The organism is Ornithinibacillus bavariensis, assembly GCF_050433565.1.
Classification (GTDB): Bacteria; Bacillota; Bacilli; order Bacillales; family Amphibacillaceae; genus Ornithinibacillus; species Ornithinibacillus bavariensis.
Genome location: NZ_JBNPWZ010000003.1, coordinates 189,697 through 202,556, shown reverse-complemented (window position 1 = coordinate 202,556; position 12,860 = coordinate 189,697). Strand labels below are relative to the sequence as shown.

At 34.5% G+C, this 12,860-nt stretch carries 15 protein-coding genes, 1 tRNA gene and 1 pseudogene; 14 read left to right on the top strand and 3 right to left on the bottom strand.

Going from position 1 to position 12,860, the window contains the following annotated elements:
• From HNR27_RS07850 to HNR27_RS07830, 5 genes are all read left to right on the top strand, one after another.
• The gene (locus HNR27_RS07850; protein ID WP_429339350.1) at positions 1–825 is read left to right on the top strand and encodes a glycerophosphodiester phosphodiesterase family protein; all 825 of its coding nucleotides are present in this window, start codon (positions 1–3) and stop codon (positions 823–825) included.
• 59 nt (positions 826–884) lie between these two features.
• The gene (locus HNR27_RS07845; protein WP_429339349.1) at positions 885–1,115 is read left to right on the top strand and encodes a hypothetical protein; all 231 of its coding nucleotides are present in this window, start codon (positions 885–887) and stop codon (positions 1,113–1,115) included.
• Between the two features lie 55 nt (positions 1,116–1,170).
• Positions 1,171–1,389 carry a BhlA/UviB family holin-like peptide gene (locus HNR27_RS07840; RefSeq protein WP_429339348.1) on the top strand — a complete coding sequence of 73 codons (219 nt, stop codon included), beginning with the start codon at positions 1,171–1,173 and terminating at the stop codon, positions 1,387–1,389.
• A gap of 33 nt (positions 1,390–1,422) precedes the next feature.
• The gene (locus tag HNR27_RS07835; protein WP_429339347.1) at positions 1,423–1,650 is read left to right on the top strand and encodes a holin; all 228 of its coding nucleotides are present in this window, start codon (positions 1,423–1,425) and stop codon (positions 1,648–1,650) included.
• Positions 1,651–1,744: 94 nt separating this feature from the next.
• On the top strand, positions 1,745–2,599 hold the full coding sequence (locus HNR27_RS07830) for an N-acetylmuramoyl-L-alanine amidase family protein (RefSeq protein ID WP_429339346.1): 855 nt from the start codon (positions 1,745–1,747) through the stop codon (positions 2,597–2,599).
• Between the two features lie 846 nt (positions 2,600–3,445).
• Here HNR27_RS07830 and HNR27_RS07825 read toward each other — a convergent pair.
• Entirely contained in the window at positions 3,446–4,792 is a 1,347-nt protein-coding gene (locus HNR27_RS07825) for a DUF3238 domain-containing protein (RefSeq protein ID WP_429339345.1), read from the bottom strand.
• A 186-nt stretch (positions 4,793–4,978) separates the two neighbouring features.
• Entirely contained in the window at positions 4,979–5,362 is a 384-nt protein-coding gene (locus HNR27_RS07820; RefSeq protein ID WP_429339344.1) for a hypothetical protein, read from the bottom strand.
• Between the two features lie 180 nt (positions 5,363–5,542).
• Here HNR27_RS07820 and HNR27_RS07815 point away from each other — a divergent pair.
• Positions 5,543–5,641 (top strand): annotated as a pseudogene (locus tag HNR27_RS07815) (hypothetical protein); the annotation flags it as partial.
• Positions 5,642–5,787: 146 nt separating this feature from the next.
• Positions 5,788–7,308 carry a recombinase family protein gene (locus tag HNR27_RS07810; RefSeq protein ID WP_429339343.1) on the top strand — a complete coding sequence of 507 codons (1,521 nt, stop codon included), beginning with the start codon at positions 5,788–5,790 and terminating at the stop codon, positions 7,306–7,308.
• A gap of 8 nt (positions 7,309–7,316) precedes the next feature.
• On the opposite strand, the gene HNR27_RS07805 is transcribed toward HNR27_RS07810, so the two are convergent.
• Positions 7,317–7,493 (bottom strand): helix-turn-helix domain-containing protein, encoded by a 177-nt coding sequence (locus tag HNR27_RS07805; RefSeq protein ID WP_429339342.1) that lies wholly within the window; start codon positions 7,491–7,493, stop codon positions 7,317–7,319.
• Between the two features lie 231 nt (positions 7,494–7,724).
• Between HNR27_RS07805 and HNR27_RS07800 the strand changes: the two genes are divergently transcribed.
• From HNR27_RS07800 to HNR27_RS07770, 7 genes are all read left to right on the top strand, one after another.
• A complete protein-coding gene (locus HNR27_RS07800) occupies positions 7,725–8,180 on the top strand; it encodes a MarR family winged helix-turn-helix transcriptional regulator (RefSeq protein ID WP_429339341.1) in 456 nt (151 codons plus the stop codon).
• A 33-nt stretch (positions 8,181–8,213) separates the two neighbouring features.
• On the top strand, positions 8,214–9,026 hold the full coding sequence (racE, locus tag HNR27_RS07795) for a glutamate racemase (RefSeq protein ID WP_212921210.1): 813 nt from the start codon (positions 8,214–8,216) through the stop codon (positions 9,024–9,026).
• Positions 9,027–9,385: 359 nt separating this feature from the next.
• The gene (locus HNR27_RS07790) at positions 9,386–10,462 is read left to right on the top strand and encodes a GerMN domain-containing protein (protein WP_429339340.1); all 1,077 of its coding nucleotides are present in this window, start codon (positions 9,386–9,388) and stop codon (positions 10,460–10,462) included.
• Positions 10,463–10,571: 109 nt separating this feature from the next.
• Positions 10,572–11,336: a ribonuclease PH gene (gene rph, locus HNR27_RS07785; protein ID WP_429339339.1), complete on the top strand. Its 765-nt coding sequence runs from the start codon at positions 10,572–10,574 to the stop codon at positions 11,334–11,336.
• Positions 11,337–11,933 carry an XTP/dITP diphosphatase gene (locus tag HNR27_RS07780; RefSeq protein WP_429339338.1) on the top strand — a complete coding sequence of 199 codons (597 nt, stop codon included), beginning with the start codon at positions 11,337–11,339 and terminating at the stop codon, positions 11,931–11,933. It abuts the gene before it with no gap.
• 13 nt (positions 11,934–11,946) lie between these two features.
• The gene (locus HNR27_RS07775) at positions 11,947–12,456 is read left to right on the top strand and encodes a metallophosphoesterase (RefSeq protein ID WP_429339337.1); all 510 of its coding nucleotides are present in this window, start codon (positions 11,947–11,949) and stop codon (positions 12,454–12,456) included.
• 326 nt (positions 12,457–12,782) lie between these two features.
• A tRNA-Gly gene (locus HNR27_RS07770) sits at positions 12,783–12,853 on the top strand.
• Positions 12,854–12,860 lie beyond the last annotated feature (7 nt).

The window sequence follows — 12,860 nt, the reverse complement described above, 5'->3', positions numbered from 1 at the left end:
ATGAAAAAAATACTAATATTCCTAATAATGTTATTACTATTTGGTTGTTCTCAACCTGCAGTAAAAAGCACTCATGAAAAAACAGTCGATTTGATTGCCCACAGAGGAGCTAATAATGTTGCTCCTGAACATACCATTACTGCTTATAAGAAAGCAATTCAATTGGGAGCGGACTTTATCGAAATCGACTTAAGAATGACTAAAGACGGTCATTTAGTTGCCATACATGATGAAACTGTTGACCGTACTACAGATGGAAAAGGAGCTGTTTCTAGTTACACTTTAGAAGAACTGCAAAAGTTGGATGCAGGAGTAACATTCGGCGAAGAATTTAAAGGAGAAAAAATACCAACTATAGAAGAGATAATAGATCAATTCGATGATAGTACAAAATACTATATAGAAACACGTTTGGTTGACAAACAACCTATAATGGAAGAAAAGTTGATTAATATACTTTCTGAAAAGGGCGTGATTGATAGAGTTATCATCGGCTCATTTTCTCAAACTAGTTTAAGAAAAGTTCACGAAATAGATAGTGACATTCCCTTAGTATTAACAGTTGTAGGTGACGAAACAATAAATAATATTGATGTAAATAAAGTAAAAGAATTCGCAATAGGTATAGCACCGTATGCTCCGCAAATCAATAAGGATTTTGTTAATAAGATGCATGAATCTGATTTAGAAGTTCATGTATGGTTTGATAATAGCAATGAAAAAGAGTATATTTCTAATGTTATATCCTATGGAGTAGATGCAGTATTTACAGACTTTCTTGATAACACTTTAGAGGTAATGTCACAAGTAATTTCTAAGCAATAAAAATTTAAAGGATTTCCCCCTCCTTTGTCGAATTAAGTAGATTGAAAGGGGGGATTAATGTGAATTTGAAGTTAATAGAAGAAGAAGAAATTCCACATGCAGGATGGGGAGCAGGGAGTGGAAGTGTAATTACAGAAAAGTATGAGTGCCCTTGCGGAAAAGGTATCGTTACTTACGAAAAAGATGACATTCCCGGATTTAGATCCAAAAGTATCTATTGCAACTGTAAAGAATGTAGCAAAATATATGATTTTGAAAGAGGTATAGCAAGTTTGAATAAAAAAGAATAATTTTAAGCATCTCATCTGAGGTGCTTTTTCTTATGTCATAAATTAGGAGGCAGTCATGGATGAAACATTAATTCAATATTTTCTCACGCAGGGACCGTTTGCGGTCCTTTTTGTTTGGCTTTTTTATTCTTCACGTAAGGAAGCGAACGAGAGAGAAAAACAACTCTATCAAACAATCGATGATCAGAATGAAGTATTGAAAGGATTTAGCAGCAAATACGACATTGTTATAAGCAAGTTAGATGATATTGAAGAGCGTTTGCCACCAAGGTAGATGCTCTTTTTTCATTGAAGGGAGGTGATAACTATGTTTGAAATTGCGTTAATTATTGCTGTTGTCTTGGCGCTCACAGAGTTACTTAAACAACTTGGAGTATCAAAAAAATACTTGCCTGTAGCCTCCCTAATCTTAGGATTGCTAGCAGGTGTTTTTTATGTAGGAGGTAGCCCGAAAGAGCAAATCATGTATGGATTAATGATTGGATTGTCTGCAGCTGGATTATTTGACCAAAGTAAGATTGTTACTAAGAAGTAAATTTGCATTGCAGCAAATTCAACTGATTAACCAGGTGGCTAGTCCAAACGGGCAAGCCACTTTATTAATAAAAAATAATAGGAGGAGATTATTTATGGTTAAAATTGCATTAGATGCAGGACATGGTATGAATACACCGGGGAAAAGGACTCCAGAAGGTGAACTAGAGTGGTCTTTTAACAATAAAGTTGTGGTTGCAGCTACCAAATATTTAAACCATTATGAAAATGCTACAATTATTCGGTTAGATGATCCAACAGGAAATAGTGATGTATCTTTAACGGCACGGACAAATAAGGCAAATAGTCAAGGCGCAGATATTTTAGTATCTTATCATCATAATGCAAATACAGGTCAATGGGGAACTTGGACTGGTACAGAAACCTACCATTATCCTGGATCTTCCTCAGGGCTAGCATTGGCAAAGAAAATACACCCAGCAATAGTAGGAGCAATGAGCTTACGTGACCGTGGTATTAAATCAGCTAATTTCCACATGCTTCGTGAGTCCAATATGCCAGCAATACTAATTGAAGGTGGATTTATGGACTCTACTATTGATATTGTTAAAATGCGAAATAATACAGTTATGGACCTTACAGGAAAAGCGTTAGCTGATGCCATTGCTTTATATTTTGGATTAAGAAAAAAGGATAATGGTGGAACAGGTACGTATACTGTAAAATCAGGTGATACACTATGGAGTATTGCCCAAGCCCATAATATGACCGTACAACAATTAAAGGATTTGAATGGACTAACTAGTGATATCATTCACCCTGGTCAGGTCCTTATGGTAGGTGGAAGAGTAGTTTATCACACTGTAGTAGCTGGTGAAACTCTATGGGGTATCGCTCAACAGTACAGTACTACTGTCAATGCTATTAAGAGTTTGAATGGATTGACAAGCGATATTATCCATCCAGGAGATCGTCTGAGAGTAAAGTGATAATTTAAGGATGTAATCTAGAGTATAACTGCTAAAAAGCCCTCTAGTGGAAACAGGAGGGCTTTCTATTCTAATGAAAATGTATTAATGGAGTAAAAAAGTGATGTTTCTTTGCTTACTGGTATGGTGTAATAATAAGTCCTCGAAGGAGGACTTTTACCTCACCAAAGAAGAAACATATGTCATCATCGTACTCCGGTTTTATTACAGCTTTAATAATTACTTTTCCTATTCATTAAATGTATCAGATCTTTATTTAGTCCAAATGCTGGCTATCTTAAACAATTTTTATTGTATTGAATTATAACATGATAGTTATTATTGTTGAACTTTTTGTGTTTTTTTGTATAGCATATCTAATAAACAAAAGATTATAGTAGGGTAAAAACATATAAATAAGAACCTAATTAAGAAAAATTTATTGGTAAGTCTATTTAGATCTAAATAATCGTCATCTAATTGGAAGATTATAATTGCAAGAATGCCTATAATTAATCCTAATAACAAGTGCCCAATTATGTATAACAAATTTTTCACTTTTGACTGAATGCGTATTCTATCTATCAAAACTGAGAATAGTACCCCTACTAGAACAAACGGGGAAATACAAATTACAGAAAACACTATGATTACTAATAAAAGGTCTAAAAGTTCCAAAAATAAATTTCCGCTAGTTCCATTAGTTATGTTAGGATCCATCAAAATAAATATGAACCCAATATTAAATACTGTAATTAATCCTGCAATAATTTTACGTACAATTATTTGTTTCATTTAACAAACCTCTAATCTATTATAATTAAATGGGCTTTAAACAAAGTTAAAGCCCATTTATATTATATACTTTTATATAGAGAATTCAAAATACTGCTGAGGCATTCCAGGAATTAAATAGTATAAACCTCCGCCAGTGTACTTGAATATTACACCCGGTGTCACAAAATCAGTATATGCTACTGCATAATAAAATTCGTGGTTTGGTGCTTTATCATGAGAACCCCTTAATTCTATATCATAGGTATTATATAGAGTACCTTCATAATAATAGGTGAGACCTGGAAAAAGAGAAGAAAATGGGTTTCCTACATTATGGTTAACACGCCACATCATCTTCGAACTAGATACTAAATCCTTTGTCAATTTAATACCAGATGTAGAAGCTTTCTTAGTGTTTACCTCACCATTTTTATACTGGACAGTAACACCTGTATAGGGATTTTGATACAGCTCTTGTCCCATTAGCCAACCAGCAAAGACATCAGATCTAGTCCGGTAGGCGTCAGCATAAAAGTCAAATGACCTATTATCCCCCCCATAGACAGTAGAATTCAATGGATTCTCTGCTCTAGCTTCGGGGATAAAAGTTGTATATCTAAATAGTATTGTATAATTCATTGAAGATGTAGATGATCTGAACATTCTATTTAACTCAGATTGCTTTAATCTTGTTGTTAAGGATTTTGGTAAATCTTTTGAAGTTAACTCTTCCTCGCTGGGATTTTCCTTGTTAGTTTGTATTGTACGTATTAATACGTGAGGCTGAGTGTATACTTCTTTTCTTTGTTCATCAGTTAGTACTAAATTATTTTCCTTGATGTAGTCATCAATTGGTTTTCTTTCTTCTTCAGAAATAATTGTAGCAGACTGTATAGTGTATTGATACTCTTGATCAGGATCAACATCTAGGTCTAAAAATGTTAGTTCCTTTGTTGATCCTATAAGAATATCATTACGATATATTTCATAAACACCATCTTCATCTTCCATTGGACTCCAGGTTAGTCTAACATAATCACTACCTACTTCAGTAGTTAATATATTGTTCAGTTTACCACTATCTAGAGGGTTCGATTCGTTAAGAATATTAGCCCTTTTCGTATTTATTGGTTCTGTGCGAGTTTTAAGGTTTGTAATTTCAATTAAATCATTTTGGGAATTATATGTTCCTATTCTATAATTATACATGTGATCAGACTCAAGGTTAGTATCTACGAAATTTGTCTCTTTGCCTTCCCAAACTAATTCCTGATTCCTATAAACTTTATAGTAATCTCCATCCATGAACCATTCTAGACTAATAGAGTTACTTGTTTCTTTGGATACTATCTTTGAATTTGTTTCTGCCCCTACTGCACTTCCAAAAAATAAACTTATTGATAGTACCGCTACTAAAAGACTTAATATTTTTCGCATAATTCTTCCCCTTTTTATCTTTTAATAATTTTAATTAGTACCTACTTTCCTCCTTCGAAGTTGACTGCCTTTACACCTCCTTATTATTACTCTTTTACTATTTTCGACATTGTGTGACAAAATCCCTTTAACATTAACTTGGGAAAGTTGAGGGTAAAAAGTACTAATAAAGTAAAGAAAACTTTCCTACTTTCCTACTGCAAAAATACCCCTCTTGTTTGGAGGGGTTTTTTTATTGTTCAATATATCTTTAATTTGCCTAAGCTCCTTACTCAAAAAGAAATTCATAAATTCATCCCATGTATGGAAATTGTCAAGATAATAAGCTTTGTCGAAGCACTTACTTTTAGTGGTATGGTTACGGATAGAAATTTTATAGGAAGAGTTGTCTTTGGAGATAGTTATGTAGGCAGCTTCACTATGTACACTGTATCTTAAATGTATAGTGTAATGTCTCCCCAATCTTTCTTGCATTCCCTTCTTTAATTCATATACTAGGTTTCTTAGGTGATCAATTACATAGTTTGGTAGTTTAGCATTTCTCTCTAATTTATAAGATTTGATCCACAATTAATTTCCCTCCTTTTGTTTACAAAATTACTTCATTTTGTCTACTGTTATATTCTAGATGCTAACTTTCATCTCCTTCTAAATACTTATTTTTTCAACTTTTTCCTGAATAGTCGATTTTTGATAGGTAATTTATGAAAAGTTTCCTAATGTCAAGTTGATTAAGGTGGAAACAAATTACCAGTTACAGCAACCAATAACTATAATTACCTATTAATTGGTGCATTACTCTTACCTGTAGGAATTACGATTCTATTTGTAAGAAGAAGCAAAGCATAATAGAAAAAACAATAGTAGATAGCTTCCCAGGTGGTACTGGGGGCTATTTTACTTTCAATCAAATTTAGGGGTACTTTTAATCCAAAAAATTATTAAATACTATATAATATAGTCATATAATCCAAAAGCAAACGGGGGAGTCCATTTTGTTTAATCAAACCAAACCAGAGCTATTAAAATATAGTGAGTATAGGTATGTAGTATATGTCCGGGTATCAACAGACAAAGATAGTCAAAAGGACTCAGTGCCTAATCAAATTGATATTTGCCGTTACTGGTTAGAACAAAATAACTTTGAGTGGAATGATTACTCTGTTTTAATGGATACAGATAAATCGGGAACAATGTTTTTAGAACGTGATGCCATGCAATTGATTCTAGAAAAAGCAAGGAATCGTGAAATAAAAATGGTTGTGTTCAAATCCATTCATAGACTTGCAAGGGATTTAAAAGACGCCCTTGAGATTAAAGAAGTTCTACTTGGCCATGGTGTACGAGTTGTAACTATTGAAGAGGGTTATGATAGTTTAGTTGAAGGTAAAAATGATATGAAATTTGAAATGCACTCTATGATGGCAGCTCAATATCCTAAAACGCTATCAGTGTCTATAAGTTCGGCTTTAGCAGCTAAGGTAAGACGTGGTGAGCATATTGGTAAGGTACCTTATGGATATGAGCGAATTGATAAAAAGTTAGTAATAAAAGAAGATGAGGCAAATGTTGTAAGACAAATTTACAAATGGTACAACGAGGGATTTGGATTTAAGGCTATTACGAATATGCTAAATGATGGTCTTTTATCTGGTGAATTTCTTCCGCCTAGGACAAAAAATACCTGGCAAGTAACTACAGTACAACGAATTATTAAAAATCCAACCTTCTGTGGAATCTTTATTTTAAATCAATACACCACTATTAAAGTGGACGGTAGAAAGAAGCAGATCCGTAATCCTCAAGAGAAATGGATTATATTTGAAGACCATCATCCAGGGATTGTGTCAAAAGAAGTTTGGGAAGAGGCAAATAATAAACCAGTAATAAATAAGAAGAAAAAAATATCTCCTTGGAATGAATTTAGAGGAATGCTTAAATGCGGTAATTGTGGCTCCAACATGATCATCATGCAGTCTTGGCGAAAAAAGAAAGATGGAACAAAGACTAGATGGAGATATTTAAAATGTAGTGCTTATAGACGCGGTGGAGAGAGCCTGTGTAAGAATCATGTTCCAATTACTTATGAGGATTTTCGGGAGTTCATTGTAAAAATTATTAAAGAAAAAGGACAGCAAGTAGAATTTGATTTTAATAGTGTTTTTGGTGCTCATAAGAAACAGCAGATACAGAAATTAAAGAGGTCTATTGAAGAATACCAGACTAAAAGTAAAGATTTATTGGATATTCGTCTTAATAAGTTAATCGATAATAAGGAATTTGAAGAAAAACGAGCTGAGTTAGATAAAAAAATAAAAGAAGCTCAGGATAAATTATTTCTATTAAATAAGGAAGAAAGTAGTACTAAACTAGTGAAGAATATAAAAGAGGCGTTTGATGAAATAGACAAAAAGGACCAGGATATTTATCATGCACTTCAAGTTATCATTGACCATATTACAATCCATTTGGGCGGTGAAATCGACATTCAATACAACTTTGATTGGAAAAAGTAGTATACTATTTAATACTGTTTGATAATGGTATGCATGTCATTTGAAATGTGGTTACGGACAGTTTTTTCGGATATAAACAATTCCTGGGCAATTTCTTTTGTTGTTTTATCTTGAACTAAGAGCTCGAATACCTCTTTTTCCCGTTTAGTCAATAGTTGCTTCGGTTTGTACTCGTTGTCCTTCAAATGTTAACCCCTCCTTGCTGTCATAGAGCTGCAGTACGAAGGGAAATTATTTAGTCACTATTAGCTTATGTGAGTAACACTAAACGGTGCGCACATTTCAAATAAGTATAAAATATATTAATATACCCCAATTTTTTAATTGAATTTCATGATTTTATAAATATAATATAGGTTATTCGAGCTTTTATGATAAAATATGACTATATCGATAGAAGTTCGGGAGGTAAAGACTTGGAAAATCAAATCTCAGAAGAAGCCTTAGCAAAATTAGAAAAAAAACTTCGACACATTGCTGGTGCAATCAAGCAAAATGGTCGAAAGATACTAAATAATTATCCGATAACCAATCCTCAATTTATTGCGCTTCAATGGTTACATGAGGAAGGGGATTTGACAATAGGGGAACTCTCCGCTAAAAATGGCTTAGCATTTAGTACAACAACTGATCTCGTAGACCGTATGGAAAAAAACGAACTAGTGGAAAGAGTACGGGATACGAATGATCGACGTGTTGTACGAATTCATGTACTTGAAAAAGGAAAAAGAATTATTAAAGAAGTTATAATCAAACGTCAACAATACTTAGGTGAAGTATTAGAGAATTTTACAGAAGAACAAACCAATGCATTAATTGAATTACTTGACTTACTTCATGATCAAATGAAAACTATAAATGAAAATTCATAAATAAAAAATAACATCTTAGAAGAGGCGGTCTTTTTGAATAAACCTATTGGAGTAATCGATTCTGGTGTCGGAGGGTTAACAGTTGTTCATGAACTTATGAGACAATTACCTAAAGAACAGCTTATCTATTTGGGAGATACACTGCGTTGTCCTTATGGACCAAGATCAGCAGACGAAATAAGAACTTTCACATGGGAAATGGTAGATTTTCTATTAACGAAAAATATTAAAATGCTAGTAATAGCTTGTAATACAGCTACTGCATATACTTTAGGAGAATTACAGGAGAAATTATCAATCCCAGTAGTAGGTGTTATACTACCAGGTGCACGTGCTGCAATAAAATCAACTAAAAATAACCATGTTGGAATAATTGGGACTGAAGGTACTATCCGAAGTAATGCCTATACTCAGGCACTTCAAACAATAAAATCGGATATCGTTACCTATCCCTTAGCGTGCCCAACATTTGTTCCGATGGTGGAAAAGGGAATCCTTTCTGGTCAATTAGCAGAGAGAACCGTTGAAGAAGCATTATTGCCTTTAAAAATAAACAATGAGATGGATACATTGATTCTCGGATGTACCCACTATCCGTTACTGAAGGATGTGATCCAAGAGTCTATTGGATCACATGTTACACTAATTTCTTCTAGTGAAGAAACGGCTAGAGAAACAAGTGCCATCTTAGAGATGAACCAGTTGTTAAATGATGTTGAGGAACAATTTTCACATCAATTCTATACAACTGGTGATGTAGAGGCGTTTACATCGTTAACTAAACGGATTTTCGATAGTTCAGTAGATAACTTAAAAACGGTATCAATTGAAAAAGCTATTATATAAGCTACCAGCAAAAGCCAAATCATTGGATGTAACCTAGTTAGGTTTACACCGGATGATTTGGCTTTTGTTATGTAGTTTTTAGGAAATCATTTTGTAATTCTGAGACTGTATAGATAAACAGAACAATGGAATACATCGTAAATAATATTACCATCTTATAACATAGTTTCATTTCTCCTTTAAATATCCCAAAGGAGGGTTACAGACAACCGCAAATTTGTCTCTAAAAATCTATAGTCAATTAAGCTATTACACTAATTTTATAAACAAATTATTTTTTTATTATTTTTATTCATCAGGTCTAAATTTAAAATAGGCTCGTATATATAGTAGTACAAACCATCGTAGGAGGGAATGACATGAGAAAACGATTTATTCTGATGCTGCTTGCGCTCTTTTGTACGCTATTACTTCTAAGTGGATGTTTCCAAGGAGAACAATCCTTGCCTGATATGGACCCGCCTCCAAATGCTGAAGAAGTTGATGGTCAGAAGGATACCAAGACCAAGACAGAGTCGGACGGAAGTGAAACAAATAAAGAAACCGAGGAAGCGGAAGAAACGGTTGAACGTCAATTATTTTTACTAGATTCAAACGGATTAGTAGCACCACAGAATTTTGAATTACCAGTTCCTGAGTCAAATGAGGTTGCTCAACAAATTTTGGAGTATCTTGTGAAAGATGGTCCAGTCACTTCACTACTACCTAATGGATTCCAAGCAGTACTGCCAGCAGGAACTGAAGTGCTAGGCTTAAGTATTGAGGATGGTACAATTACAGTTGATTTATCTGAGGAATTTAAGGAATATGCTGCAGAGGATGAAGTGAAAATACTCGAAGCAATGACATTTACACTAACACAGTTTGATAGTGTGGAGCGGGTAAAGCTTCGTATAAATGGTCAAGAGCTTAAGGAAATGCCTGTTAGTGGTACATCTATTGCAAATGGCTATACAAGAGCTAATGGTATTAATATCGTTCCATCAGATACTGTGGATTTAATAAGTGGAAAAGCGGTTACGATGTATTTTCCAACAGAGCATGACGAAAAACAATATTTTGTTCCTGTAACACAGTATATAGAGGCAAAGGATGGAAATATTCATCAAGCAATTGTAGAGGCACTGATTGATGGACCTGCCTACGATACGAATCTTATGCATGTCTTTAATAATACAACAATGCTAGTGGATAACCCGAAATTGGATAGCGGTGTACTAGAAATTGTATTTAACCAAAATGTCTTAAAAGACATGGAGAGCGGTGTAATTGCGGATGAAGTAATGGAGACCCTAGTGCGTACATTAACAGAGCAAGAGTCTGTTGAAGCAGTTAATGTGAGAGTAGAAAATGTCGAGCAAATTGCAAATGAAAGTGGAGAAGTTTATACAAAGCCTGTAACAAGAGACTTTTTCACACCATCACAAAAGTTTTAATCGAAGAGGAGCGGGAATGCTCCTCTTGTTTTTTTTACATTTCAATGGAAAAAGGATGAATCAAGAACAGAAAATATGATAAGCTAATTTGAGATAAGGAGGATTTTACATGAGAAACGATCAACGTAGTGAAAATAGTTTAAGACCTATTACAATTACAACAAATTTTATCAAACATCCCGAAGGCTCTGTATTAATTCAAGTAGGCGAGACAAAAGTGATTTGCAATGCAACCATTGAAGACAGAGTCCCTCCTTTTATGCGCGGACAAGGAAAAGGGTGGGTAACAGCTGAATACGCCATGCTACCGCGCGCAACTCAGGATCGAAATATTAGGGAATCTTCAAAAGGCAAAGTATCAGGTAGAACAATGGAAATACAACGACTGATTGGCAGAGCGCTACGCTCAGTTGTTGATTTAGAGCAAATTGGAGAAAGAACTGTTTGGATAGACTGTGACGTAATTCAGGCTGATGGGGGAACGAGAACAGCTTCTATTACAGGTGCATTTGTAGCAATGGTTCTTGCATTTGGCAAGTTACTAGACAATAACACATTGAAAAAAATGCCTGTTACTGATTTTCTTGCTGCTACATCTGTTGGAATATTACCAGACGGAACGGAGATCTTGGATTTAAATTATGAGGAAGATTCTCATGCCAATGTCGATATGAATGTGGTGATGACAGGGGCAGGAGAATTTGTAGAGATTCAAGGAACTGGCGAGGAAGCTACATTTTCCATGAATCAATTACATACCCTTTTAGGACTTGCAAATGACGGATTAGCAACTATCTTTAGCATACAAGAAGAAGTATTAGGAGATTTAGCTAGTCGTATCGGGGAAACCTTAAAGGGACAGGATGGAAAATAAATGAAGCAATTAATTATCGCCACTAAAAATAAAGGGAAAGCTGAAGAATTCAAGATAATGTTCGCCAAGTATGGGATTAATGCTATTTCTTTACTAGAGCTAGAGGAAGATATACCTGATATCGAGGAGACCGGTTCAACCTTTGAAGAAAACGCTGCATTAAAGTCAGAGGGGATTATGAAGCTATTAAATATACCGGTAATGGCTGATGATTCTGGCCTAATGATTGATGCATTAGATGGTAGGCCAGGAATATATTCTGCACGGTATGCCGGGGAGCCAAAGGATGACCAGGCGAATATAGTAAAAGTATTAAAGGAATTGGAAAATGTACAGGCCTCTAATCGCACTGCACGATTTGTTTGTGTCCTATCTGTTTCTATACCTGGGCAACCAACACTGTTTAAAAAAGGAAGCTGTGAAGGGAAAATAGCGCTTGCTGAGAGAGGTAGTCATGGCTTTGGTTATGATCCAATTTTTATCCCTGAAGGCTATGAGCAAACAATGGCTGAGCTAGAGCCTAATATAAAGAATAAAATTAGTCATCGATATCACGCCATGGTTCAATTAGAAGAATGGATTCAAAATTTAAGCTAGTGGAGTGAAGAGCATGACAAAGGTTGTAATCATGAGTGATAGTCATGGGTTAACAAATGAAATAGTGACAATTAAAGAACGAGAAAAAGCAGATTATATGATTCATTGTGGTGACTCCGAACTTAGTGAGGAAGCATTGGAACTAGAAAATGTAATCACAGTAGCCGGAAATTGTGATTTTTATGGAAGATTTCCTAATGAACAAAAGATAGAAATTGATGGGCTACTATTTTTTGTAGTTCACGGTCATTTATATCAGGTAAAAAGTAGTCTTATGAGTCTTTCTTACCGTGCTGAAGAGGAAAGTGCCGATGTTGTATGTTTCGGTCATTCTCATATTGCGGGAGCGGAAAAGGTTGGAGACAAGCTTTTTCTTAATCCAGGTAGTATTAGGCAACCACGCATAAGATCTGAAAAAACTTATGCGGTTTTACAATGGGAAACAAAAGATTCAATCAAGGTTAACTTTTTAACGATAGATGGTACACAACTTGAAGATTTATCATTTACAACTTCTATTTAGTGAGTGAAGGATGCTTCTAATAGATAGAATCATCCTTTCACTAAGTTTTCCGTAAATTGTAACTTTAAATTTTACTGTTGACAATAATATATAAAGTACATATAATAAGTCTTGTGACTAAAAACAAGTTAGTTAATTTAAATTAACAAAATAGCTTTTCATTTTTTATATGCGGGTGTAGTTTAATGGTAAAACTCCAGCCACGAGCTTTGCTTCTACCGAATATGCTACGAGTTGCCCCGAAGAATAGACATCTTTGAATATGCTTGTAGATGCAGGGGCATGTTTTGCGTAAATCAAATTTAATATTTTTCACTTACTCATATGCGGGTGTAGTTTAATGGTAAAACTCCAGCCTTCCAAGCTGATGTCGAGGGTTCGATTCCCTTCACCCGCTCTTCTAC

Excerpts from the sequence above, each read along its gene's own strand:
- HNR27_RS07835 (WP_429339347.1), top strand. The coding sequence starts at position 1,423 with ATGTTTGAAATTGCGTTAATTATTGCTGTTGTCTTGGCGCTCACAGAG.
- HNR27_RS07825 (WP_429339345.1), bottom strand. The coding sequence starts at position 4,792 with ATGCGAAAAATATTAAGTCTTTTAGTAGCGGTACTATCAATAAGTTTA.
- HNR27_RS07850 (WP_429339350.1), top strand. The coding sequence starts at position 1 with ATGAAAAAAATACTAATATTCCTAATAATGTTATTACTATTTGGTTGT.
- HNR27_RS07790 (WP_429339340.1), top strand. The coding sequence starts at position 9,386 with ATGAGAAAACGATTTATTCTGATGCTGCTTGCGCTCTTTTGTACGCTA.
- HNR27_RS07775 (WP_429339337.1), top strand. The coding sequence starts at position 11,947 with ATGACAAAGGTTGTAATCATGAGTGATAGTCATGGGTTAACAAATGAA.
- rph (WP_429339339.1), top strand. The coding sequence starts at position 10,572 with ATGAGAAACGATCAACGTAGTGAAAATAGTTTAAGACCTATTACAATT.
- HNR27_RS07830 (WP_429339346.1), top strand. The coding sequence starts at position 1,745 with ATGGTTAAAATTGCATTAGATGCAGGACATGGTATGAATACACCGGGG.
- HNR27_RS07780 (WP_429339338.1), top strand. The coding sequence starts at position 11,337 with ATGAAGCAATTAATTATCGCCACTAAAAATAAAGGGAAAGCTGAAGAA.
- HNR27_RS07840 (WP_429339348.1), top strand. The coding sequence starts at position 1,171 with ATGGATGAAACATTAATTCAATATTTTCTCACGCAGGGACCGTTTGCG.